General features: G+C 40.0%; 27 protein-coding genes and 2 other annotated features (1 of these 29 only partly in view). Of the genes, 24 read left to right on the top strand and 3 right to left on the bottom strand.

Annotation, left to right across the window (positions count from 1 at the left end; genetic code table 11):
- Positions 1-84: a sequence feature (ribosomal protein L20 leader region), on the top strand (it extends 40 nt beyond the left edge of the window).
- Positions 85-150: 66 nt separating this feature from the next.
- From infC to E2L03_RS03935, 7 genes are all read left to right on the top strand, one after another.
- A complete protein-coding gene (infC, locus tag E2L03_RS03965; protein ID WP_038481806.1) occupies positions 151-654 on the top strand; it encodes a translation initiation factor IF-3 in 504 nt (167 codons plus the stop codon).
- A gap of 38 nt (positions 655-692) precedes the next feature.
- The gene (rpmI, locus tag E2L03_RS03960; RefSeq protein WP_035397685.1) at positions 693-896 is read left to right on the top strand and encodes a 50S ribosomal protein L35; all 204 of its coding nucleotides are present in this window, start codon (positions 693-695) and stop codon (positions 894-896) included.
- 32 nt (positions 897-928) lie between these two features.
- Complete coding sequence (gene rplT / locus E2L03_RS03955; RefSeq protein WP_038481803.1) at positions 929-1288, top strand: 50S ribosomal protein L20; 360 nt, start codon at positions 929-931, stop codon at positions 1286-1288.
- A gap of 56 nt (positions 1289-1344) precedes the next feature.
- Positions 1345-1602, top strand: coding sequence for a DUF1294 domain-containing protein (locus E2L03_RS03950; protein ID WP_038481800.1), 258 nt, complete (start codon positions 1345-1347; stop codon positions 1600-1602).
- Between the two features lie 29 nt (positions 1603-1631).
- Positions 1632-2216, top strand: coding sequence for a TVP38/TMEM64 family protein (locus E2L03_RS03945; RefSeq protein ID WP_038481797.1), 585 nt, complete (start codon positions 1632-1634; stop codon positions 2214-2216).
- A 187-nt stretch (positions 2217-2403) separates the two neighbouring features.
- Positions 2404-2730: a DUF485 domain-containing protein gene (locus E2L03_RS03940; protein WP_038481794.1), complete on the top strand. Its 327-nt coding sequence runs from the start codon at positions 2404-2406 to the stop codon at positions 2728-2730.
- Complete coding sequence (locus E2L03_RS03935; protein WP_038481791.1) at positions 2727-4253, top strand: solute symporter family protein; 1527 nt, start codon at positions 2727-2729, stop codon at positions 4251-4253. Before E2L03_RS03940 ends, E2L03_RS03935 begins: the two co-directional genes overlap by 4 nt.
- A 49-nt stretch (positions 4254-4302) precedes the next feature.
- Here the strand turns inward: E2L03_RS03935 and E2L03_RS03930 are convergent, their stop codons facing one another.
- Positions 4303-4710 (bottom strand): sigma-w pathway protein ysdB, encoded by a 408-nt coding sequence (locus E2L03_RS03930; protein ID WP_134258591.1) that lies wholly within the window; start codon positions 4708-4710, stop codon positions 4303-4305.
- Positions 4711-4883: 173 nt separating this feature from the next.
- Between E2L03_RS03930 and E2L03_RS03925 the strand changes: the two genes are divergently transcribed.
- Together E2L03_RS03925 and E2L03_RS03920 are read left to right on the top strand one after the other, a co-directional pair.
- The gene (locus E2L03_RS03925; RefSeq protein WP_496196925.1) at positions 4884-5954 is read left to right on the top strand and encodes a M42 family metallopeptidase; all 1071 of its coding nucleotides are present in this window, start codon (positions 4884-4886) and stop codon (positions 5952-5954) included.
- Positions 5955-5971: 17 nt separating this feature from the next.
- Positions 5972-6256, top strand: coding sequence for a hypothetical protein (locus tag E2L03_RS03920; protein ID WP_124742340.1), 285 nt, complete (start codon positions 5972-5974; stop codon positions 6254-6256).
- A gap of 281 nt (positions 6257-6537) precedes the next feature.
- Here E2L03_RS03920 and sspI read toward each other — a convergent pair whose 3' ends face one another.
- A complete protein-coding gene (gene sspI, locus E2L03_RS03915; protein WP_035397702.1) occupies positions 6538-6744 on the bottom strand; it encodes a small acid-soluble spore protein SspI in 207 nt (68 codons plus the stop codon).
- 115 nt (positions 6745-6859) lie between these two features.
- Here sspI and E2L03_RS03910 point away from each other — a divergent pair, with 115 nt between their 5' ends.
- From E2L03_RS03910 to uvrC, 15 genes are all read left to right on the top strand, one after another.
- Positions 6860-7603, top strand: a complete 744-nt coding sequence (locus tag E2L03_RS03910) for a TrmH family RNA methyltransferase (RefSeq protein WP_055736244.1) — start codon at positions 6860-6862, stop codon at positions 7601-7603.
- A 50-nt stretch (positions 7604-7653) separates the two neighbouring features.
- Positions 7654-7864: a binding site (T-box leader), on the top strand.
- A 54-nt stretch (positions 7865-7918) separates the two neighbouring features.
- A complete protein-coding gene (pheS, locus tag E2L03_RS03905; RefSeq protein ID WP_095150500.1) occupies positions 7919-8953 on the top strand; it encodes a phenylalanine--tRNA ligase subunit alpha in 1035 nt (344 codons plus the stop codon).
- 15 nt (positions 8954-8968) lie between these two features.
- Entirely contained in the window at positions 8969-11395 is a 2427-nt protein-coding gene (pheT, locus tag E2L03_RS03900; RefSeq protein ID WP_134258590.1) for a phenylalanine--tRNA ligase subunit beta, read from the top strand.
- A gap of 287 nt (positions 11396-11682) precedes the next feature.
- Entirely contained in the window at positions 11683-11919 is a 237-nt protein-coding gene (gene zapA, locus E2L03_RS03895) for a cell division protein ZapA (RefSeq protein WP_038481773.1), read from the top strand.
- Between the two features lies 1 nt (position 11920).
- Positions 11921-12460: a CvpA family protein gene (locus tag E2L03_RS03890; RefSeq protein ID WP_038481770.1), complete on the top strand. Its 540-nt coding sequence runs from the start codon at positions 11921-11923 to the stop codon at positions 12458-12460.
- 48 nt (positions 12461-12508) lie between these two features.
- Complete coding sequence (gene polX / locus E2L03_RS03885) at positions 12509-14236, top strand: DNA polymerase/3'-5' exonuclease PolX (RefSeq protein ID WP_134258589.1); 1728 nt, start codon at positions 12509-12511, stop codon at positions 14234-14236.
- 2 nt (positions 14237-14238) lie between these two features.
- Positions 14239-16602 (top strand): endonuclease MutS2, encoded by a 2364-nt coding sequence (locus E2L03_RS03880; RefSeq protein ID WP_134258588.1) that lies wholly within the window; start codon positions 14239-14241, stop codon positions 16600-16602.
- 12 nt (positions 16603-16614) lie between these two features.
- Positions 16615-17025 (top strand): DUF350 domain-containing protein, encoded by a 411-nt coding sequence (locus tag E2L03_RS03875; RefSeq protein WP_038481759.1) that lies wholly within the window; start codon positions 16615-16617, stop codon positions 17023-17025.
- Positions 17026-17335: 310 nt separating this feature from the next.
- The gene (locus E2L03_RS03870; protein ID WP_124742334.1) at positions 17336-19036 is read left to right on the top strand and encodes a long-chain-fatty-acid--CoA ligase; all 1701 of its coding nucleotides are present in this window, start codon (positions 17336-17338) and stop codon (positions 19034-19036) included.
- A gap of 124 nt (positions 19037-19160) precedes the next feature.
- On the top strand, positions 19161-19760 hold the full coding sequence (gene fadR / locus E2L03_RS03865; RefSeq protein WP_038481756.1) for a fatty acid metabolism transcriptional regulator FadR: 600 nt from the start codon (positions 19161-19163) through the stop codon (positions 19758-19760).
- A gap of 5 nt (positions 19761-19765) precedes the next feature.
- On the top strand, positions 19766-20536 hold the full coding sequence (locus tag E2L03_RS03860) for an enoyl-CoA hydratase (RefSeq protein ID WP_055736251.1): 771 nt from the start codon (positions 19766-19768) through the stop codon (positions 20534-20536).
- Positions 20537-20553: 17 nt separating this feature from the next.
- The gene (locus E2L03_RS03855) at positions 20554-21324 is read left to right on the top strand and encodes an electron transfer flavoprotein subunit beta/FixA family protein (RefSeq protein WP_095150494.1); all 771 of its coding nucleotides are present in this window, start codon (positions 20554-20556) and stop codon (positions 21322-21324) included.
- Positions 21325-21338: 14 nt separating this feature from the next.
- The gene (locus E2L03_RS03850; RefSeq protein WP_124742333.1) at positions 21339-22304 is read left to right on the top strand and encodes an electron transfer flavoprotein subunit alpha/FixB family protein; all 966 of its coding nucleotides are present in this window, start codon (positions 21339-21341) and stop codon (positions 22302-22304) included.
- A 162-nt stretch (positions 22305-22466) separates the two neighbouring features.
- Positions 22467-22781, top strand: coding sequence for a thioredoxin (gene trxA / locus E2L03_RS03845; RefSeq protein ID WP_035397723.1), 315 nt, complete (start codon positions 22467-22469; stop codon positions 22779-22781).
- 58 nt (positions 22782-22839) lie between these two features.
- Positions 22840-24615: an excinuclease ABC subunit UvrC gene (uvrC, locus tag E2L03_RS03840; protein ID WP_134258587.1), complete on the top strand. Its 1776-nt coding sequence runs from the start codon at positions 22840-22842 to the stop codon at positions 24613-24615.
- An 18-nt stretch (positions 24616-24633) separates the two neighbouring features.
- Here the strand turns inward: uvrC and E2L03_RS03835 are convergent, their stop codons facing one another.
- The gene (locus tag E2L03_RS03835; RefSeq protein ID WP_236702394.1) at positions 24634-25056 is read right to left on the bottom strand and encodes a YslB family protein; all 423 of its coding nucleotides are present in this window, start codon (positions 25054-25056) and stop codon (positions 24634-24636) included.
- Between the last annotated feature and the right edge of the window lie 107 nt (positions 25057-25163).

The following is a 25163-nucleotide window of genomic DNA, read 5'->3' as shown; positions in this document are numbered from 1 at the left end:
GGTTGTCAGGTTAGAAATCGTCAGTTTTTATTTAATGAGCTGATTAAATGTGGGTGCCGTGTGTACCTGCATTTTTTTGCGTATCGACGTTTTATATTGCTTTAGCTGCATCACAAAAACCACTGGAGGTGGCTCATTATTAGCAAGGACATGTTGGTCAATGAAGGGATTCGAGCTCGAGAAGTACGTTTAATTGGCGCTAATGGCGATCAAATTGGCGTGAAATCAAAGCATGAAGCACTGGAAATGGCACAGAGAGTAAATCTTGACCTTGTCTGCGTGGCACCAAATGCGAAACCGCCTGTCTGCCGTATCATGGATTACGGAAAATATCGCTATGAGCAGCAGAAAAAAGATAAGGAAGCACGTAAAAAGCAGAAAGTAATTACTGTTAAAGAAGTTCGTCTTAGTCCAACGATTGAAGACAATGATTTTAATACGAAATTACGAAATGCACGTAAATTCCTTGAAAAAGGCGATAAGGTAAAAGCTTCTATTCGTTTTCGCGGTCGTGCGATTACACACTCTCAAATCGGGCGTGATGTACTAGAGCGACTTGCAAAAGAATGTGAAGATATTGCCACTATTGAATCGCGTCCGAAGATGGAAGGACGTAGCATGTTTCTCATTATGGCTCCAAAAGCGGAGAAATAATTTTAGTTTTTAGGATTAGTTAAAAGGAGGACGTTATTATGCCTAAGATGAAAACTCACCGTGGCGCTGCAAAGCGTTTCAAGAAAACTGGGACTGGCAAGCTAAAGCGTTCACACGCGTATACTAGCCACATGTTCCGTAACAAATCTCAGAAACAAAAGCGTAAATTACGTAAGTCTGCAATTGTTCATTCTGGAGACTTCAAACGTATTCGTCAAATGCTAACATACAAGAAAAAATAAACTGTTCGTTCAGATAGAAGGAGGGATTTGCGATGCCAAGAGTAAAAGGTGGATATGTCGCTCGTCGTCGTCGTAAAAAGATTTTAAAACTAGCTAAAGGATATTACGGTTCTAAACATACGTTATTCAAGTCCGCTCAAGGACAAGTAATGAAATCACTTCAGTATGCTTACCGTGACCGTCGTCAGAAAAAGCGTGATTTCCGTAAGCTTTGGATTACACGTATTAATGCAGCTGCTCGTATAAATGGTCTTTCTTACAGCCGTTTAATGCACGGATTAAAGCTTGCTGAAATTAACGTAAACCGTAAAATGCTTGCAGAACTTGCTGTAAATGATGAAAAAGCATTTGCTCAATTAGCTGACCAAGCAAAAGCTAGCTTAAATAACTAATATAAAGTACAGCCATTTGGCTGTACTTTTTTAAAGTATATAGGAGAAGATAATCAATGCTTGTTTATCTTAGTTTGCTTTCGGTTTTTACTTTTATTGTAATGGGTATGGATAAGCACAATGCACGCCATCAAAGAAGTAGAATACCGGAAAAGAGTCTATTTTTATTTGCTATAATTGGTGGTAGTGTCGGCTTACTAGCAGGTATGTATAGTTTTCGCCATAAGACAAGGAAGCCCTCATTTAAATATGGAATACCGGCAATTGTTGTTTTGCAACTAGCTGTAGGGTTGTTCATTTACACATCGTTGTAGCATATACATGGTAATAAGGAGGCATGACGATGGACGGCTTACTTACAGACGCACTCGCCTATATTGAAGCTGCTGGCTGGTTGGCACCGGTATTATTTATTGTTCTTCATATTTTACGTCCAGTGTTGTTTCTACCTGTTTTGCTTGTAACGCTAGCTGGTGGTTATGTATTTGGACTTTTCTACGGAATGATTTTTTCATATGTTGGATTAATGGGAGTGAGCCTAACGTTTTATTGGCTCATTGAGCGTTTTCCAAAAGTGTATAACAAGCTAAAAATGGTTAAAGAAAAATTGCTCGGCTCGAAAGCAAGTTTAACGATTTGGCAACTACTTCTTTTGCGTATTATGCCATTTGTTCACTTCCATGCTCTTTCCTTTTATGTAATGGAAGAGTCTAAGCATTATCGTGATTATGTTAAACAATCAGCAGTGATGAATATTTCACCAGCTATTGTCTATACTGCATTCGGTGGATTAATCCATGAGTTACCACTACCTGGCTTAATCGTGTTTTCTTTATTCCTAGCTTTATTTATGTTTATTATTCGTCCTAAAAAGCCTACCGACGCGTATCAGCCAAATGACATTGACGCCCCTTTACCTCAAAAGTAAAGGGATTTTCTTTTTTTAGAGGTCGATAGATGGATAGAAAGCGTGGAATGAGAGAACGTAATTGTTATTTTTAGAAAATTAATAATTGACTTATTGATAGCGTTTACATAAACTAAATATATTCTGATTTGTTTAAGGAGGAAAATCGATTTACTAATGAATAGTGATTCATAAAGGAGGAGTCGGCGTGAGAAAAAATCAGGATTCATACTATGAGAAAATGGAGAAGAGCCCGTCATTTAAACGTCTGATGAAAGAGAAAAAAGGCTTTTTAGTTCCTTCCATCATCTTTTTTATGATGTTTTACTTTTCGTTACCAATACTTGCCGTTTATACAGACGTATTAAATGGACAGGTCTATGGCGATATTACGTGGGCTTGGGTGTTAGCTATAGCACAATTTATCATGACTTGGACTTTGTGTACCCTCTACGTAAGAAAAGCGGCTAAATTCGATAAACTCGCTGAAGAGGTAATTGAAGAAAGTGAGCGGAAAGAGAGGGCTAGTCTATGAACCCAGCCGTCATTACACTGTTTTTAGCTATCGTTGCCTTAACTCTTGTTATTACGTATTTTGCTGCAAAGCGGACAAAAACAGCAAGTGAATTTTATACAGCAGGAGGCGGGCTTACAGGTTGGCAAAATGGCTTAGCCATTGCTGGGGATTATTTATCTGCGGCTTCCTTTCTAGGGATAGCAGGCGCAATAGCCCTTTTTGGATTTGATGGTTTCTTTTATAGTATTGGTTATCTAGTTGCGTACCTCGTCGTTATGTTTATTGTTGCTGAGCCGTTGCGTAACCTAGGAAAATATACGCTAGCGGATATGATTCATTCTCGATTCGATGCTCGAAAAGTTCGAGGTGTCGCCGCTGGAAGTACGATTACCATTGTCATTTTTTATATGATTGCGCAACTTGTAGGGGCCGGTGCACTTATACAACTTCTTTTCAATATCCCTTATACATGGGCTGTTTTATTAGTCGGCGTGATGATGACAACGTATGTACTTTTTGGAGGAATGACGGCAACGAGCTGGGTTCAAATTGTCAAAGCTGCATTGCTTATGATTGCTACAGTTCTTATTTCTATTATGGTGCTGTTTCAATTTAACTTTAATATTGCTGAGATGTTCTCAACGGTCAGTTCAATGGAAGGAGAAGGGTTCTTAAATCCAGGTGGCCAAGGAAGAGCACCAATTGATTCCATTTCCTTAATGCTTGCATTAGTGCTCGGTACAGCAGGGCTTCCACATATTCTCATGCGTTTCTTTACAGTAAGAGATGCGAAGACAGCAAGAAGTTCTGTTGTAACAGCGACGTGGATTGTTGGGATTTTCTATTTATTGACGATCTTCTTAGGCTTTGGTGCGGCTGCTTTTGTTGGTTCGGATGCTATTATGGAAGCAAATCCAGCTGGGAATATGGCTGCCCCATTATTAGCTGAGGAACTTGGTGGAGAACTATTCATGTCGTTTGTAGCAGCTGTTGCATTTGCGACCATTCTTGCCGTTGTTGCTGGTCTGGTTTTGTCAGGAGCATCTGCATTTGCCCATGATGTGTATGGACAGATTATTAAAAAGGGTAAAGCAACACCAAAACAAGAAGTAGTAGCAGCACGACTAGCTTCTGTCACAGTTGCGATCTTGTCAATTATACTTGCCCTATTCGCGCAAAATATGAATGTTGCTTTTTTAGTTGCGCTAGCATTCTGTGTGGCGGCAAGTGCGAATCTCCCAGTCATTGTATACACAATCTATTGGAAGCGCTTTAACACAGCAGGAGCTATTACGGCTATGCTATCAGGTCTACTGTCTGCGTTGTTCTTAGTTGCTGTTAGTCCGAACGTCATAAAAGCTGATGGCACTGCGTTTATAGTCGGTGATCCGTTAATTGATTTAACGAATCCGGCAATTATATCAGTCCCAATTGGCTTCTTAGGAGGCATTATTGGAACCTATTTATCTAAAGAGCGAAATGAACAAAAATATTCTGAAGTAAAGGTTCGCGCTAACATTGGATTGAAGAAAGCCGAGTAATAATAAACGCCAGCTTACTCAAAAAAGAGTATGCTGGCTTTCTTGTTGCTTACGTAGTAGGTTGAGCGCTAGTTGATGATGATTTCATGAACTCTTTAACTGGTTTTGACCATTCTATTGTAGCTTTCGGATAGCGAATTCGAATTTCTTCTTCTAAAAAATGAAAATCTTCATAGCGAAATCCCTTTAAAGAATGCTGATCCAAGTTCATATGAATACGTGTAATGTCAAAGGAATCAGCTGTAGCCTCTAAATATTTCTCCCCTTCAAACAATAAGCCCTTATACGTAATAAAAAAATTTTTTCGGACATTTTCTTCTTCATCAAGGAAATAAAATTCTCTCTTTTCCTGTGCCTTTGTCAGCTTCCTCTCAGGCTTTACTATATATTTAACGAGGCTATAAGCAATGACAATTATGGTTAAAATAATGAGAATGCGGAATAGAATAACAAGCATGGAGGACAGCTCCTTTCAAAATAGATCCCTTACTAGTCATACTACGTAAGATGGAAAAGGAAGGTTTCAATAATTAGTTATAAAGTTTCCCGAACAACTTGTCTACTAAACGTTTGTTGAAAAAAAGAAATTTCGTTATACTAACGGTATTGCGCAAAGAGGGAGTGCTTAATTTGGATCAACAATTACAAATGCTAAAAGATTTAACAGATGCTAACGGAATTTCTGGCTTTGAGAAAGAAGCTAGGGATGTAATGAAATCATACATCTCTCCATATGCGGATTCAATCGAAACAGATCACATAGGAAGTTTGATTGCGAAGAAAGTGGGCAATGAAGCAGGTCCAAAAATTATGATTGCTGGCCATTTAGATGAAATTGGCTTTATGGTGACGACAATTGACGATAAAGGTTTCCTCCGTTTTCAAACGATTGGTGGCTGGTGGGGGCAAGTTATGCTTGCGCAACGAGTGACCATTATGACGAAAAAAGGAAATGTTGCAGGTGTCATTGGCTCTAAACCACCTCATGTTTTGTCACCAGAGGCTCGAAAAAAACCTGTTGATATAAAAGACATGTTTATAGACGTTGGGGCAAGCTCCAAAGAAGAAGCAGCTGAATTTGGAATTATGCCTGGAGATGCTGTTGTACCTGTTTGTGAATTTACTGTTATGAAAAATGAAAAGCTATTAATGGCAAAGGCTTGGGATAACCGCATCGGCTGCGCAATCGCGATTGACGTCTTAAAGCAGTTACAAGGTCAAGAGCATCCTAATGTTGTTTATGGTGTGGGTACCGTTCAAGAGGAAGTAGGATTACGAGGAGCAAAGACAAGCGCTCATGCTGTTCAACCTGACATTGGATTTGGTGTTGATGTAGGGATAGGAGCTGATACACCTGGAACGAAAGGCGAAGGTACCCTAGGTAAAGGTCCACAAATTATTTTGTTTGATGCATCGATGATTCCTCATAAAGACCTTCGAGATCTTGTTATACAAACAGCAGATGAAAATCAAATACCGTATCAATATGATTCTATCGCGGGTGGAGGTACCGATTCTGGCTCTATTCACTTAACAGCGAATGGTGTACCAGCACTGTCTATTACGGTTGCGACGCGATACATCCACACTCATGCAGGTATTTTACATCGAGATGACTATGAAAACACAGTGAAGCTGTTAGTGGAAGTGATAAAAAAATTAGACGCAGACACAGTAAAACAGTTAACGTTTGGTTCATAAGTAAAAGGGGTTAGCAAATGAATCGATACGGAAAGTGGTCTTTTGTGTTAACGGTCATTTCTTCAATGATGCTAGGCGTATTTGCAGTGTTTCTGCTAACCGGATTTGCGACAGCTTTTCCTTCATGGGTAACCAATGCCCTCGGCTCCATTGCCTTACTCGTCTTATTTGCAAGTGTTGGCTTTAGTTTGGCTTCCCTTGGAAAAGGAGAAAAGGAAAAGTGGAAATTGGCGCCGTGGGTTCTAATCGGGTTAAGCGTTGTTGTGTTATTTATTCTAATTAATGTTGTTTATATCCAGTAACGTCACTTGGGATGATTACGAATTAAATCAATGCCATATAAGAAGATGCAAAGATGGAGAATAAATAAGAAAAAGCGAAATCCGCGGAACCCATATGTTTCCATCGGGTGGTGAAACATAAACGATATACCGTAGCACAATAATAGAATTGCAAGTATGGAAAAGAACCATCGAAATAGCAAAAGGTACACCTCAATAAAATAGACATGCTTTATGTCTATGTCGTGAAAAAGACAAGTAGTCTTATACACAAAAAAAGCGAGCGGAATCGCTCGCTTTTTTTAGTTTAAGCCTTTGCTAATATCAGCGCAAAGTTGATCTTTTGTTGATTCATCTGCTTGCTGCCAGTACACTTCAAAGAGAACGCCGAGACCAGGAAGCATCTTTTCTTCTCCGCTTTGTATAGCGTCTAAAATCGTTGCTTCAACGTCTTCTTGACTTGATCCTTGAATATTAGACATAATAGCACCACGTAAGTTAAATCCCATGCGATTACCCCCTAGGTTAAATGAATCCTCTATAGTATGGCTTTAAAAGGGTAGAAATTATGTATAAAACAAGCTATTCTTTTAGGAAGAACAGTAAAAAAGAGAGGCTAGACAGTTGAAGACAATTGAATCAACGAAAAATGAACGGGTAAAAGCATGGAAAAAGTTACACACGAAAAAAGGGAGAGAGCAGACTGGTTCCTTCCTTATAGAAGGTGATCATTTAGTTGACGAGGCACTTGCCGCATCTGTTGTGATTGAGACAATTATTACAACTCGCAAAGAGTATGTGGCGAATTTCTCTGGTTCAATTTACTATGTTACACAAGCGGTTATGGCCGAATTATCAATGACCGAAACACCGCCAGGTATCATCGCTGTTTGCCAAAAAAGAATAATGAAGCAACCGACGTCTTTAGACGGAATATACGTATTGCTTGATGGCGTTCAAGATCCAGGAAATGTTGGTACGATTATACGTACGGCACTTGCCCTACATGCGTCAGGCGTCATTCTAGGAAAAGGAACAGTGGATTTATATAACGATAAAGTCATTCGCTCGACCCAAGGTGCTTTGTTTCACTTGCCCATTTACACAGGTGATCTTCATCAATGGGTAGAAATGTTTAAGGAGGAAGCTGTACCTGTCATAGGCACCGCTTTAACAAACGCTTCTCCAATAAACAGAGGTCAAACCTATCCAGCTTTTGCACTACTTGTAGGGAATGAAGGAGAAGGCGTACAGCCCTCTTTACTTGCTCAAACCACCGAAAACGTCTATATTCCAATCAATCATGATTCGGAGTCACTTAACGTAGGAATTGCAACAGGCATTTTGCTTTTTTCTTTACAAGGGTAGCCTTGCACATTAAAGATAAGTTGATTATAATAGAAGACAATAAAATAATAATAAAAGCAATGATAGAGAGTAGTACGTTCATGACCACCTTATAGGGAGAAGTTGTCTAGACTGGAAGCAACTTTAAGGAACGGCAGGGCTGAATTCACTCTGGAGCTGTCCTCTTAAAAGAGGATACCGGTTAAGAGCCGTTATAGTGAATGAAGTCAACGTTTTTACGTATGTGAACTAAGGGTGGTACCGCGAGCTTTCGTCCCTTTCCAGGGGATGGAGGCTCTTTTTGTTGTTTTCTTGAATGCTAAGGGAGGCTATAAGATGCGAGAACAATTAGAAGGATTAAAGCAAGAAGCGCTAGCTAAAGTAACAGCAGCTCAATCAGAGAAAGAATTACAAGACGTACGCGTCGCTTATTTAGGAAAAAAAGGTCCAATTACGGAAGTGTTACGTGGGATGGGTAAGCTATCTGCTGAAGAGCGTCCAGTTATTGGCGCACTGGCTAATGTCGTTCGTGACGATATTAAAGCAGCTATTGATGAAAAAATGGAGGTAATGGCTGCATCTGCTCTTGAACAGAAGTTAAAAGCAGAGACAATTGACGTGACGCTGCCTGGACGCAAACCGAAACAAGGAACAACGCATCCACTAAATCAAGTCGTTCGCGAAATTGAAGAAATCTTTTTGGGAATGGGCTTTTCAGTTGGTGAAGGTCCTGAGATTGAAACGGACTATTACAATTTTGAAGCATTAAACTTACCGAAAGATCATCCAGCCCGTGACATGCAAGACTCTTTCTATATAACAGAGGACACACTACTTCGAACGCAGACATCTCCCGTACAAGCACGAACAATGGAAGCCCATAAAGGGAAAGGGCCAGTTAAAGTAATTGCACCAGGGAAAGTTTTTAGACGTGATGATGATGACGCCACGCACTCTCATCAATTTATGCAAGCTGAAGGGCTTTATGTAGATAAAGACGTTCGTATGAGTGATTTAAAAGGTGTACTTGAACTCTTTGCTAAACAATTTTTTGGACAAGACCGCGATATTCGTTTACGACCAAGCTTTTTCCCTTTTACAGAGCCGTCAGTGGAAATTGATGTGTCTTGCGGGATTTGTAAAGGACAGGGCTGTCGAGTGTGTAAGCAATCTGGGTGGATTGAAGTATTAGGCGCAGGGATGGTTCATCCGCGTGTACTTGAGATGAGTGGGTTTGATCCAAATGAATACAGTGGATTTGCTTTTGGAATGGGTGTTGAGCGCTTAGCAATGTTAAAGTATGACATTGATGATATTCGTCAGTTTTATACAAATGATCACCGGTTCCTACAACAGTTTCATACAAAGTGAGGGGAGAAAAAATAAATGTTAGTTTCATACGAATGGATACAAGATTACATTGAAATAGACGATATTACACCAGAAGAAATTGCGGAGAAGATGACGCGAAGTGGAATCGAAATTGATTTTATTCATAATCGAAACAGTGGTGCAACCAACATCGTTGTTGGTTATGTAAAAGCAATAGAACAACATCCAGACGCAGATAAATTAAATGTCTGTCAAGTAGATATTGGTGAAGAAGAACCGGTTCAAATTGTGTGCGGGGCCCCAAACGTTGATGCTGGTCAATATGTAGCTGTTGCGAAAGTTGGAGCACGCTTACCTGGTAATGTAAAGATCAAAAAGGCAAAATTACGAGGGCAACTTTCTCAAGGAATGATTTGCTCTTTACAAGAACTTGGAATTGAGGGGAAGCTTGTTCCAAAGCGCTATGCAGAAGGGATTTATGTTTTTTCTGAAGATGCAGCAGTAAACCCTGGAGATGATGTGCTTACCATTATGGCATTGAATGACCGAGTGCTCGAACTAGACCTTACAGCAAATCGCTCAGACTGTATGCATATGATTGGTGTCGCCTATGAATTAGCGGCTTTGTATGATCGTCCTGTTAAATTGCCAAAAGCAAAAGTGAGAGAAATTAAGGAAATGGCTGAAGAACATATAAGCGTTCAAGTCGATCATGCTAAAGATACGCCATTTTATCAAGCATTAGTCATAAAAAATGTTCAAGTTGGACCTTCCCCTGCTTGGTTGCAAAATCGACTAATGGCAGCAGGAATACGTCCGATAAGCAATGTTGTTGACGTGACAAACTATGTATTACTTGAATATGGTCAACCATTACATGCTTTTGATTTTCATGCTCTAGGAACAGGGGAAATTCACGTTCGACGCGCTTACAACGACGAATCATTCACCACATTAGATGGAATTGAGCGGACATTAAGTGAAGAGCAACTCGTTATTACGAATGGTAAAGAGCCTGTTGCTTTAGCAGGGGTAATGGGTGGATTGGATTCAGAAGTAACGGATTCGACAACTACGATTGTTCTTGAAGCAGCATCGTTTGCGCCTGCACTTGTTCGGAAGTCATCTAAATTAATGAATCTTAGAAGCGATGCAAGTGCTCGATTTGAAAAGGGAGTCAATGAGAGCAGGATTGGAGAAGCAGCGAGAAGAGCTGCATACTTGATTCAAGACTTAGCTGGCGGTCAAGTGTTAAATGGTGATGTAACCGTTGATCATCGTGTGAAAAAAGAAACAACGATCTCTCTTAACTTGGAGCAAATGAATCATCGTTTAGGAACAAGTTTATCTATATCAGAGGTGGCTAACATCATGGGACGCTTACAGCTTCCATGTGAAAAAGTAGACCATGATCTCGTTGTCACCATCCCTGAGCGTCGAAAGGATCTTGTGATAAAACAAGACCTCTATGAAGAAGTCGCTCGCATACACGGGTATGATAACATTCCTTCTACTTTACCCATTGGTACAACAACTCAAGGGAAACGGTCACCAAAACAGCTTGTTCGCTCTCAAATTCGTAGGGTTCTAAGCGCAACTGGATTGGCAGATGTCATCAGCTACTCTTTAACAAGTCCGGCAAAAGCAACACGTTTTGTAGAGGATGTCTATCGACCGATACGAATTGACAAGCCGATGAGTGAAGAACGCAGTGTTATGCGGACGAGTTTGTTGCCACATTTATATGATATCGCCGCCCATAACCGTAATCATCGTAATCAAGACCTATTTATTTATGAACTAGGTTCCGTCTTTTTAACAACGGAAGAAAGATTAACGGTATTACCTCGAGAAGAAGAACGCGTTGCAGGTCTTATTAGTGGTACCTATTTAAATCACATGTGGCAAGGCGAGAAAAAACAAAGTGATTTCTTCTTGTTGAAAGGCATGGTTGAGCAACTATTTGCTTCACTTGGTTTAACAGCAGACGTGACTTTCAAGCAAACAGAACAAGCGGATTTTCATCCTGGTCGTACCGCAACGATCCTGTTAAAGGGTGAGCCAATTGGAATAATAGGACAAGTACACCCTGCCCTTGAGGATGAATGGCACCTTGATGAATCATATGCGTTTGAATTAACAATAGAGCCGCTTTTTAACCAGGCTAATCAAATGGTTCTGTACCAAGGTGTACCTAAATTTCCATCAATTGGACGGGACATTGCTCTTGTAGTAGATCAGCACATCCCTGTTGCCGACCTAACAACCGTTATTGAAGAAGCAGGTGGTAGTTTACTTAAGCAAGTTAACCTATTTGATTTATATGAAGGTGAGCATTTAGAAGACGGTAAAAAGTCAGTTGCTTTCTCGTTAACGTATCGTCATAACGAACGCACGTTAACTGATGAAGAAGTGCAAGAGCAGCATGAACAAGTGTTGGAAGCTTTAACAGATACGTATCAAGCGACATTACGTTCGTAAGAAAAATCCCCCCTTGTTTGCTTAAATGATGAGCTTTTCCAATAAGTCACTTTTAGTGATAAATGGAAAAGCTCTTTTTGGATTTGACACTATTGCATGTGTAAAAATTCTCTTGTACTGGACAAAGAAAAGGAACAGCGCATCTACTGAAAGGCGAATTTATGTGAAAGAATGGAAAAACTGCGCCAGCGTTGGGAGTCAGCTATTTAGCAGTTTCCAATTTAAGTCTAACATGGTATGATGAAGATTAGTTTCAACTAATGCCTTAACGGTATGGAGGTTCTCTCGTGGAAAATGACGATAATAAAACGAGGACGACAGTCCGTATTCAAGGTCAAACGTACAATGTGGTAAGTGAAGAACATGCTGCCCATGTCAAAACGGTTGCCAAATATATAGACGATAAAATGGACGAACTAAAAAAAAGAAATCCATATTTAGATACAACGAAATTGTCCGTACTTACTGCATTAAATATTGCGGATGACTATTTAAAATTAAAACGGGACATTGAAGGAGAGTAAGATGCTCAGTTTAATCATCCTTGTATTATTGCTCTTTGGTTTCTTTATTGGAAGACGCCGAGGGTTTATTTTGCAACTCATTCATTTAGTAAGCTTTTTTGTAGCAATCTTTATTGCATGGCGGTATTATGAGCCATTAGCAAATACGATACGACTATACATTCCGTATCCGGATTTTTCTGGTGATGGCGCCATTGGCATGATTATTCAATCGTTCGATGCAGAAAGCGTGTATTATTCAGCCATCGCGTTTGCGATTCTCTTTTTTGTGACAAAAATTATTCTGCATATTATCGGATCGATGTTAGATTTTGTTTCTCATTTGCCGATATTAAAAACGGTAAACAGACTTTTAGGAGGCGTATTAGGTTTTCTAGAGATTTATTTGCTCCTATTTGTTTTGTTATTCGTCGCAACCGTTATCCCAGTAGGGAGCGTTCAAGGGGCGCTTCAATCATCCGTTTTGGCCGATCTAATGATTAATCATACACCTTATTTATCAGACTGGTTAAGTGAATTATGGGTAAGACCTTCATTTTAATGATTGCTCGCGCATAGCGAGCTTTTTTTTGTAAAGGAGTGTTAGAAGTTGGATAAAAAACAAGTCATTCAAACCATTGAAGAAATTGCACGTTATTTAGAAATTAAAGGGGAAAATACATTCAAAATTTCTGCCTATCGAAAAGCGGCACAAGCTTTGGAGAAGGATGAACGACCTTTGCAAGAGATTGATAAACCACAGCAACTTGCTGGAATTGGGAAAGCTACTTCAGAAGTTATTTTAGAGTTAAAGGAGACAGGGCAGTCAACAGTGTTGCGCGAGCTACAAGAAAGTCTACCTGCCAGCTTAATAGAACTTATCGAAATTCCAGGTTTAGGTGGCAAAAAAGTAGGGCGCTTGTATCGAGAGTTAGGGATTGAAAGTAAAGAGGGGTTGCTAGAAGCAGCTAAATCGAAGACGATTCAATCACTTGAAGGGTTTGGAGCTAAATCTGAAGAGAAAATGATTCAAGCGATTGAGTCGTGGAATGAACGACCTGACAGATTTCCCCTAGCGGCTGTTTTGCCTATAGCCAAAAAGGTAGAAAGTCAATTAAGCGAATGGTCAGAAGTCATCCGTTTTTCAAGAGCAGGGAGTTTAAGACGGTTAAGTGAAAGCGTAAAAGATTTAGATTACATTATTGCCACCGATCAACCGGCTGGAGTGAAACAGCGCCTTCTTGATTTACAGGATCGAACCGATATTATTTCAAAAGGTGATACGAAAGTTTCGTTGAACATAAAAGGAAACCCTCATACTGTGTCTGTCGATTTCCGCATTGTGACAGATGAGGCTTTCGCCACTGCTTTGCACCACTTTACAGGCTCTAAAGACCATAATGTTCGGATGAGGCAGTTAGCAAAGCAACAAGGTGAAAAAATAAATGAGTATGGTGTAGAGGTACTTGAAACCGGCGAAATCCTCACATTTCCTAACGAGACTGCTTTTTTTCACCATTTTCATACTGCCTATATTCCTCCTGAAGCACGAGAAGATGGTACAGAGGTTGATAGATATCCAATTGAAAAACCATATAAGCCCTATGTAGTGCAGTCCGACCTACACATGCATACGACATGGAGTGATGGAGCTCAGTCAATTGAAGAAATGGTCGAAGCTGCAAAAGAAAAGGGCTACCGTCATATTGCCATTACGGATCATTCACACTATTTAAAAGTGGCAAATGGACTTTCAGTTGAACGGTTAAAAGCACAGCATCAAGCGATTCGGGATTGGAATGAACGCCATACGGATTTTTTAATTTTTACTGGGATTGAGATGGACATTTTGCCAGATGGCAGTCTCGACTATGAAGATGACGTGCTAGCATCCATTGATTTTGCCATTGCGTCTATTCACTCTTCTTTTTCACAGAGTAAAGCCGCTATTATGAAACGATTGAAGCAAGCGATGTTTAATCCTCACGTCGACATGATTGCTCATCCTACCGGACGTTTAATCGGAAAGCGTGCAGGTTATCAAGTAGATGTGGAACAGCTTATTCAATGGGCAAAAGAGACAGGCACTGTCTTGGAACTAAATGCGAATCCAAACCGTCTCGACTTAGAATTAATGTGGCTAAAGCGGGCCGTTGAAGTTGGGGCACCTCTTGCAATCAATTCCGATGCTCATCGGATAGAGATGCTAGATGATGTTGTTTATGGGTATGGACAAGCAACAAAAGCGAAAGTACCTCATGATACAATTATGAATACATGGTCAACGGAAAAATTGACTGCATGGTTAAATACGAACAAGCAGGACAGGAGGCTTTAATAATGGAGCACGTACTCCGAGTGTTAGAATACGATAAAATGAAAGCGCAGTTGATTGGGTTTGTGGCATCAAGCTTAGGAAAACAACGTGTACAAGCATTGAAGCCTTTGATCGATTTAGAGGACGTACAATTAGAACAAAACGAAACTGCTGAAATAAGTGATATTATTCGCCTAAAAGGCCATGTTCCATTAGGTGGAATTAGTGATATAAAAGCCCATGTAAAGCGAGCAGCAATTGGAGGGGTACTTTCTGCAAGTGAACTCACAGAAATTGCTTCAACTCTTTACGGAAGTAAACAACTTAAGTATTTTTTTGAAGAGATCATTGATGAGGGGAATATTGATATTCCGTTGTTGCAAGAACGAATACAAGTCCTCGAACCATTGTCATCACTTGAAAGGGAGATCAAAAGCTGTATTGACGATTATGGGACTGTTTTAGATCAAGCGAGTCAAGCATTACGTACGATTCGTCATCAAATGCGTAGTTATGAATCGACAATTAAGTCTAAACTCGAATCCCTCACTAGAGGAAGCACTACGAGAAAAATGTTATCTGACGCTATTGTAACGATTCGTAGCGACCGCTATGTTGTTCCGGTTAAGCAAGAATATCGAGGAAGTTTTGGCGGAATTGTTCATGATCAATCTTCATCGGGAGCGACGCTGTTTATTGAACCTGCATCAATCGTAACGTTAAATAATCAGTTAACAGAAGCGAAAGCGAAAGAAAGAAGAGAGATCGAACGTATTTTGACTGAACTGTCATCAAAAGTAGCTGAAGAAGAAGCGCAATTACTAGTCAATGTAGAGACATTAGCAGATATAGATTTTATTGCGGCGAAAGGCTATTATGCAAAGTCGATTAAAGGGGTAAAACCCATTTTAAACAATCAAGGGGTCATTGATTTAAAACAAGCGAGACACCCTTTATTGCCAAGTGAAGACGTTGTTCCAAGTGATATCGCTATGGGAAATCAAGTTCGTTCTCTCGTTATAACAGGACCGAATACAGGTGGTAAAACGGTTACCCTTAAAACAATTGGTCTGCTAACGGTTATGGCTCAATCAGGACTCCATGTGCCTGCTGATGAAAAAACAGAATTAGCTGTATTCGAGCATGTATTTGCAGATATTGGGGATGAGCAGTCTATTGAGCAAAGCTTAAGTACCTTTTCATCTCATATGAAGAACATTGTTTCGATTTTAGAGAAAATGAATGCAAATAGTCTTGTGCTTTTTGATGAGTTAGGAGCAGGAACCGATCCAACGGAAGGCGCAGCACTTGCCATTGCCATTCTTGATTTTGTTTACAAGAAAGGAGCTTTGGCAGCAGCAACAACGCATTATAGTGAATTAAAAGGGTACGCGTTTAACCGGGATGGTGCGATTAACGCTAGCGTTGAATTTGATGTAGAAACCCTTCGACCGACTTACCGATTGCTCGTTGGTGTACCTGGACGAAGCAACGCCTTTGCGATTTCGAGACGTTTAGGCCTTGCAGAAGACATTATTGCGGACGCGAAACTACAGATTGATAGCGATTCGACACAAGTGGAAAATATGATTTCTTCTTTAGAAGATAGTCGTAAATCGACTGAACAAGAATGGAGTCAAGCACAGCAAGTACGGCTTGAAGCAGACAAGCTTCGAACTGAATTAGAAGCAAAACTCGACGAAGTTGAACGAATGAAAGAAAAAATAATGGAAGAAGCAGAGGCAAAAGCAGCAAAAGCAGTAGCTGATGCGAAAGAAGAAGCTGAAGTGATCATCTCTGAGCTAAGAGATTTGCAAAAAGCCGGCTATCAAGTTAAGGAACACCAGCTTATTGATGCACGAAAACAACTGGATCAAGCTGTGCCAAAGCTCAATAAAAAGCAAAAACAAGTGAAGAAAACGGCGGAAAAAGCGAAACGTATTCCAAAAGCTGGCGATGAGGTAAAAGTCATCAGCTTTAATCAAAAAGGTACTGTTGTAAAAAAGGTTACGGACAAGGAATATCAAGTTCAACTTGGTATTATGAAAATGACCGTTGCCATTGATGATATACAAGTGCTGGAACAAGCAAAGTCTTTAGAGCCTCAAAAAGCAATTACAACCATTCGTGGGAATGATGCTCATGTAAAGGCGGAGCTAGACCTACGTGGTGTCCGCTATGATGATGCGATGAATCGAATTGAAAAATATATTGATGATGCGCTTCTTGCTGGTTACCACCAAGTCTCCATCATACATGGAAAAGGCACTGGGGCACTAAGAAAAGGTGTAAAACAATTTGTTGCTAGTCATCCACGAATTAAATCTTCTCGTGATGGTGGAATGAATGAAGGTGGACTTGGCAATACGGTTGTGGAATTGAAATAGGAGGCTATAGAGATGGAGCGCTTATTATCAAACGAATGGATTCAAACAATCGCAAATTATAGTGTAACGATATTAATGCTCATTGTTTTTCTGGCCATTTTTGAAACAGTCACAAAGTACAATAACTGGGAAGAGATTAAGCAAGGCAACGTCGCTGTAGCAATGGCTACTGGTGGGAAGATGTTTGGCGTGGCGAATATATTTGCCAACGTCATTCATCAATCTGAATCGTTGCTTATGATGCTCATGTGGGGGAGCTTTGGCTTTGTACTTCTATTATTTAGCTATTTTATTTTTGAATTTTTAACACCGGGTTTTAACGTAGACGAAGAAATAGGCAATGATAATCGAGCGGTTGGTCTAGTATCTCTCCTTCTGTCAATTGGATTGTCTTTCGTTATTTCAGCAGGAATAAAAGGGTAGGGGAAAACCATGAAACTGTTAATTCGCATATTGTATATTTGCTGTGCTATTTTTGCGCTAGCAGGAATTCTATTCTTGTTCATATATGCGTAACGTGCTCAAAAGCGTAAAGAAACGGACATTGTTCGTTTCTTTTTTAATGGACAAGCGAAGCTAGGGTAAAGGCTGATTTCTAGAGTGAAATTCTTTTAGAACACATATTTTTTTGAAAAAATAAGAAAAAACAATTGGAAACTGTAAGCGATTACAATACAATGGAAATGAGGAGAATACATTTCTATTGTGAGGAGCCTGAATGAGGAGGGGAACGATGGAGATCGTTGAAAAAAGATGGACGAAGCACTATCCGAAAACTGTAGAGGGATCCATGCATTATGATGAGCTTCCGTTGCAACATTTTTTCACTGAATCTGCCAAGGCGTATCCTGAACACGAGGCTGTTCATTTTTTAGGAAAATCAATCACATATGAGGATTTGCATAATCAAGCCGTTTCTTTTGCAAATCAGCTGATTAAATTGGGGGTGAAAAAAGGGGATCGAGTAGCAATTATGTTGCCAAACTCTCCACAGTCAATCATCAGTTATTACGGCATTTTAATGACAGGTGGAATTGTTGTTCAAACAAACCCTCTGTATGTGGAACGAGAACTCCAGCATCAGTTATCTGATTCAGGAGCGAAACTAATTGTTTGTCTGGACTCAGTCTTACCTCGAGTACAAAAGGTAATGGAGCAAACACCACTTGAACTGATTATCGTTACAAGTATTCCCGATTACTTACCATTTCCAAAAGGCATGCTTTTTCCACTTGTACAGAAAAAGCAAGGTATTCCTAAAGTGAAAGTGGAATACTCAGATCGGATATTACGGTTTACGAAACTCGTTAAAGAGGGAAGTCTTCAGCAGCCGGATGTTGAAGTCACTAGCACAGATGTTGCTTTATTGCAATATACTGGGGGAACTACCGGACTAGCGAAAGGCGTTATCCTCACCCATTATAATCTTGTTGTGAATGCTCAACAGTGTGATGCATGGCTCTATAAAGCTAAACCCGCGAAAGAACGTGTACTCGGTGTGATGCCATTTTTTCACGTGTATGGTATGACAACCGTTATGAATGTCGCCGTATTGAAGGCACAAACAATGGTTCTTTTGCCACGATTTAACCCGAAAGACGTACTAAAAACAATTGAAAAGCAGAAAATAACGCTATTTCCAGGTGCACCAACGATGTATATTGCGCTCTGTAAGCAAGAAGATATTACTGAATATGATTTAACGTCTGTTAATGCATGTATTAGTGGCGCGGCTGCTCTTCCATTAGAAGTTCAGCAGAAGTTTGAAAAGTTGACAAATGGTCGAATTGTAGAAGGATACGGTTTAACGGAAACTTCTCCAGTGGCATGTGCCAATCCTATATGGGATAAGCGGAAGCCAGGAAGTGTAGGCATTCCTTGGCCAGATACAGATGTGATGATTTTCTCATTAGAACGTGACGGACCTGCAGAAATAGGAGAAATTGGGGAAGTGTTTATTAAAGGTCCCCAAGTGATGTCAGGCTATTGGAACCGTCCTGAAGATACGAGTCAAACGTTTCATGGTGACTGGTTTAAAAGTGGTGACATGGGCCGAATGGATGAGGAAGGCTACGTCTATATAGTGGATCGGAAAAAAGAATTAATTATTGCAAGTGGCTATAATATTTACCCTCGTGAAATTGAAGAAGTATTATATGAGCACGAAGCAATCGTGCAAGCTGCTGTAATCGGTGTACCAGACGAATATCGTGGTGAAACTGTAAAAGCATTTGTTGTATTAAAAGAGGGTGCTTCCGTTACGGAAGAAGAGTTAAAGAGCTATTGCGCAAAACGAATGGCTGCCTTTAAACTTCCTAAGTACTATGAATTTAGAGAGGAATTGCCTGCTACATTAACAGGTAAAATATTGAAAAGAGTATTATTAGATGAAGAACGAACAAAGAGAGATGCCCACGAAAAAAAGCAAGCTTAGAACAAAAGGTTTCTTTGCTATGCAGGCAAAGAAACCAGTTTCTTATTTGACAATTATCCTCCCATTTACTATAATATCAATATGAATGAATACTCATTCATGATTGTGGTAAGGAGAGATTGTAGTGAGTAAACGTAAAGGTCAAAAATTCGATAAAATAATTGATGCAGCAGTATTAGTCATAGCGAAGCATGGGTTTCATCAAGCTCAAGTGTCTAAGATTGCAAAAGAAGCTGGAGTGGCAGATGGAACCATTTACTTATATTTTAAAAACAAAGAAGATATATTAATCTCCTTATTTCAAGAAAAAATGGGTTCTTTCGTTGAAACAAGCAACCTGAAAATTAAACAAGAGAAAACCATTGAAGATAAATTAAACGTGTTAATTTCGTCTCATTTTGCTCAATTGGAGAGGGATTATCACCTTGCTGTTGTTACTCAATTAGAGTTACGTCAGTCTAAAGTAGAATTGAGGCAAAGAATAAATCAAGTTTTAAAAGGATATCTTCTCTTAATAGACGAAATAGTACAAGAGGGGAAAAAAAGTGGCACGTTTCATGTCGATTTGGATCCTTTATTGGCGAGGCAAATGATTTTTGGAACGCTTGATGAAGTGGTTTCAAACTGGGTCATGTCCGAAGGAAAATTTTCGTTAACAAACCAAACAAACACGGTACAAGAAATGTTACTTCATGGCTTAACCGGTAAAAAGGAGAGGGGTTAGAGAGAATGGAGCATGTTATGTGGCAGGTTGAAGAAGGTGTAGCCATTGTGACACTAACTCGACCACCAGCCAATGCGCTTTCACGTGGCGTAATGGCTGAGTTAAACGAGATTTTTGAAAACGTATACAAAGACAATGAGATTAAGGCAGTGGTTCTTCATGGTGAAGGACGCTTCTTCGCCGCTGGTGCGGATATTAAAGAATTTACAGAAGTGAAAAATGAACAGGAGTTTGCACAACTAGGTCAAATTGGACAAGAAACGTTTACGAAAATTGAGCAATCCCCTAAACCAGTTATTGCTGCTATTCATGGTGCGGCGTTAGGTGGTGGCTTAGAGCTTGCATTAGCTTGTCATATACGACTGGCTGCAAAAGGAACAAAGCTCGGATTACCCGAACTAAATCTTGGCCTCATACCTGGGTTTGGTGGAACACAGCGATTGCCTAAACTCATAGGAAAAGCTAAGGCAATAGAACTGATGCTTACAAGTGAACCAATGACAGCAGAAGAAGGGTATTTAGTTGGGCTAATTAATCATGTCTTACCTGAAGAAGACGTTCTTTCAGCAGCGCGTTCAATGGCAACGGTCATTGCAGGAAAAAGCCCTCTCACCGTTCAAAAAACGTTAGAATTAGTGGAGTTTAGCGACAGCAAGCTAGAAGTAGGATTAGAGAAAGAACGTGCCGCTTTTGGAGATGTGTTTAAACAAGAAGATCGACATGAAGGCGTTCAAGCATTTTTAGAAAAGAGAAAGCCTGTATTTAAAGGGAATTAATAGAGGAGGGTTCATAGATGAATATTTTTGTTATTTTAAAGCGTACGTTTGACACAGAGGAAAAAATTTCAATAACAAATGGAAAAGTTCAAGAAGATGGTGCAGAATTTATTATTAATCCATACGATGAATACGCTGTAGAAGAAGCGCTCGTTCTACGAGAAGCCCATGGTGGTGAGGTAACCGTCGTAACCGTTGGCGAAGAAGATGCGGAGAAACAGCTTCGCACTGCGCTAGCAATGGGGGCAGATAAAGCGGTGCTCTTAGACCGGGAAGAGGTTGAAGAGAGTGACCCTTATACAACAGCATCGTTGCTGCATGCGTATTTCAAAGAGCAGGATTTTGATATTATACTAGCTGGAAATGTAGCCGTTGATGGTGGATCGGGTCAAGTTGGTCCAAGACTTGCAGAACTATTAGATATTTCACAAGTGACAACGATTACAAGTCTTTCTATTGATGGTCAAACCGCATCTATTGTTCGTGATGTGGAAGGAGACGAAGAAAAAGTAGAAGCACAGCTGCCTTTGCTCGTAACGGCTCAGCAAGGCCTGAATGAGCCTCGCTACCCTTCTTTGCCAGGGATTATGAAAGCGAAGAAGAAGCCTTTAGAAACACTTGACCTTGATGATTTAGAGGTGGAAGAAGAGGATGTTGAAGCAAAAACGTCTGTTAGTGAAGTGTATTTACCACCTGAGAAACAAGCTGGTAAGAAATTAGAAGGTGAACCAAGCGAACAAGTAAAAGAACTTGTTTCATTATTACGATCAGAAGCGAAAGTGATATAAAAGGAGGCTTCATCATGAGTAGAAAAACACTTGTTCTTGCAGAGGCGAAAAATGGTGAGTTAAGAAATGTATCGTTTGAATCCATTGGAGCAGCAAAGCAAATTGCTGATGGAGGGGAAATCGTAGCTGTTTTAGCTGGCGATACTGTGAGCGATCTGGCGAAAACGTTGTTTGCATATGGAGCAGACCGCGTAATCGCAGTAGAGAATGACGCACTGAAGCATTACACAACGGATGGGTTTAAACAAGCATTTTTACAAGTGTTCGATAAAGAAAACCCTGACGCAGTGGTTCTTGGTCATACGTCTATCGGGAAAGACGTATCACCACGATTGGCTGTGAAAATGGACGCTGCCTTATTCTCAGATGTTGTTGCCATTGAGGGCTTACACTTCACAAGACCGATATATTCCGGTAAAGCATTTGAAAAACGAACAACGCAAAGCGAGAAAATGATTGTGACAATCCGTCCGAACAATATTGTGGCACCGGAAAAAGATGAAACGAAAACAGGTGATGTGGAGACAGTAGCGGTTGATATTCGTGACTTACGCACCATTGTGAAAGAAGTTGTTAAGAAAGCGACAGGTGGGGTCGATCTATCTGAAGCAAATGTCATTGTAGCAGGAGGACGAGGGGTTAAAAGTGCTGATGGCTTTAAACCGTTAGAAGAATTAGCTGAACTCCTTGGTGGTGCAATTGGAGCTTCACGAGGTGCATGTGATGCGGAATACTGTGATTATTCACTGCAAATTGGGCAAACAGGCAAAGTGGTAACACCTGATTTGTACTTTGCTATTGGTCTATCTGGAGCGATTCAACATTTGGCCGGCATGTCAAACTCAAAAGTCATTGTTGCCATTAATAAAGATCCGGAAGCACCTATTTTTGAAGTGGCTGACTATGGGATCGTTGGAGACTTGTTTGAGATTGTACCGCTACTAACAGAAGAATTACGTAATGTATTAGTGACCAATTAAGTTTGAAAGCCATTTGCTTGAGCAAGTGGCTTTTCTTTTATAACTTTATCGTTTATCATAAATCAACAGTGGGCACTCTACATGGTAGAGCAAATTATTTTCTTGCTTCAAATGGAAGTGTTATACTTAAAGTACGTTGTAATGGAAAGGGGATTTTTAAAAATGGCAATTGTAAATGCAACTGATCAAAACTTTACTGAAGAAACAAAAGACGGTGTTGTACTCGTTGATTTTTGGGCACCTTGGTGTGGACCTTGTAAAATGATTGCACCAGTTCTTGAAGAGTTAGATGGAGACCTTGGCGACAAAGCAAAAATCGTTAAAGTTGACGTTGATGAAAACCAAGAAACAGCTGGTAAATTTGGTGTTATGAGTATCCCGACTTTACTTGTTCTGAAAGATGGAGAAGTCGTTGATAAAGCTGTTGGCTTCCAACCAAAAGAAGCGCTAGCTGAACTTCTTAACAAACAAATGTAAGACGATCCGCCTTCTTTTTAAAAGGAAGGCGGTTTTTTTACACATAGGAGGCCAATTTATGAATGATGCCATTCAAAATAAACTTCCGCTACTTCCTGATAAGCCTGGTTGTTACTTAATGAAAGATAAGCAAGGAACGATAATCTATGTAGGAAAAGCGAAAGTACTTAAGAACCGTGTGCGCTCTTATTTTACTGGCAGTCATGATACAAAGACACAGCGCTTAGTTACGGAGATTCATGATTTTGAATACATCGTTACTTCGAGCAATATTGAAGCGTTAATCCTTGAATTAACATTAATAAAAAAGCATGACCCTAAATACAATGTCCTTTTAAAAGATGACAAAAGCTTTCCTTATATTAAAATTACCAATGAAAAACATCCACGCCTTGTGATTACTCGCCAAGTAAAAAAGGATGGCGGAAAGTACTTTGGACCCTATCCAAATGCAGGGGCTGCTTCTGATACTAAAAAGCTGTTAGATCGTTTGTATCCTTTACGTAAGTGCCGAAAGATGCCAGATAGCGTTTGCTTGTACTATCACATCGGCCAATGTTTAGCTCCATGTGTGTATGACGTAACTGATAAACAGAATCAAGAAATGGTTCAAGAAATAACCCGCTTTTTAAAATACGGTCACACTGAGATAAAAGAAAGTCTTCAAGCAAAAATGACAGAAGCGGCTGAAAAATTGGACTTTGAACGTGCGCAAGAATTGAGAGATACGCTGATTCAAATGGATAAAGTGATGGAAAAGCAAAAAATGTCCTTTTCAGATCAAACCGATCGAGATGTATTTGGGTTTTCTTATGATAAGGGCTGGATGTGTGTCCAAGTCTTTTTTGTGCGACAAGGGCGATTAATTGAGCGAGATGTTGCCATGTTTCCGATTTATCAAGAAGCATCTGAGGAGCTGCTCTCCTTCATTGCACAGTTTTATTTAGAAAAGAACCATATTAAACCGAAAGAACTATTTGTTTCTGAGCATGTGGATGCAGAATTATTAACAGAACTCTTAAAAGTAAAAGTTAGCCAACCGAAAAGAGGACAGAAGAAATCTCTTCTTGATCTAGCGGAAGAAAATGCGGCAATTGCACTAAAGGAGAAGTTTTCGTTAATTGAGCGAGACGAAGAACGAACGATTAAAGCCGTTGAACGTCTAGGAGAAGCAATGGGTATTTCAACACCTTACCGTATTGAAGCGTTTGATAACTCCAATATTCAAGGAGTAGACCCGGTATCTGCAATGGTGATTTTTATTGATGGCAAACCGGCACGAAAGCATTATCGAAAGTATAAAATTAAGACAGTAGCAGGACCTGATGATTATGGTTCTATGCGAGAAGTAGTGCGGAGGCGTTATGTACGGCTACTAAAGGAAGAAGCCCCATTACCCGATTTAATCGTAATTGATGGAGGCAGTGGTCAAATTACAGCAGCAAAAGAAGTTGTAGAAGATGAGTTAGGGCTGTCGATCCCTGTTTGTGGTCTAGCAAAAGACGCGACGCACAAAACGTCACAGCTCCTTGTTGGTAGCCCGCCTCAAGTAGTGACTTTAAAGCGAGATAGCCATGAGTTCTATTTACTACAGCGAATCCAAGATGAAGTACATCGATTTGCAATCACATTCCATCGCCAAACCCGTTCAAAGAGTTTTTTCCAATCTGCACTTGACGACATAACGGGTGTAGGGGAGAAACGAAAGCGCACACTTTTAAAGGCATTTGGTTCAATGAAAAAAATGCGGGAAGCGAGTGTGGACCAATTAGCAGAATATGTGCCTAGAAACGTGGCAAAGCAACTATATGAAAAACTGCAGTCAGAGAAGTAAACTGCAGTTTTTTTCTAGTTATATGGCTACGGAGTCTTTATGATCAAAGTGAACGGTAAGACGAATTGCCTTGCCTTTTTTTGTGTAGGTGGCAGCTGTTGCAACCGCAAACTGGGTTTCAAGCGTCTCAGCTAGAAATCCTGCTTCTAATTGGTACGACCGTTCATCGTCTTTCGTCATCCATTCTCCGCTTAACTCATAGTGCCACTCATTTTTCTTTTGCTTAATTAAGGAGAGGTCTCCCCAATACACTTGTTTAAAAAACGTATGTAGTTCTTCTATTTGTTCTAGCTTATACTTTCGCGCTAACGATTTTCCAACCCAATACAATAAGTGATCATGCTCCTTGCCTAAAACAAGTTGAAGCACGTCGTTTCGGATTAATTCGTAGCCTTTTAATTGATGGTTCGTTTCACTCATTACAGCACCCCATTGTTTCAAAAAAAATTGCTCCTTCTATAGTACAGTTCTTTGAATCATTTGTCAGCCTTTTTAAAAGATCGATCAGACAGAAGATTCTAAACCCTTTTAAATCAATAAGAATTGAA

Origin of the sequence: Shouchella oshimensis (assembly GCF_004375095.1) — a bacterium.
Taxonomy (GTDB): domain Bacteria; phylum Bacillota; class Bacilli; order Bacillales; family Bacillaceae_D; genus Shouchella; species Shouchella oshimensis.
The sequence above is the reverse complement of the archived record's forward strand: the minus strand, read 5'-3'. Positions and strand labels throughout refer to the sequence as shown.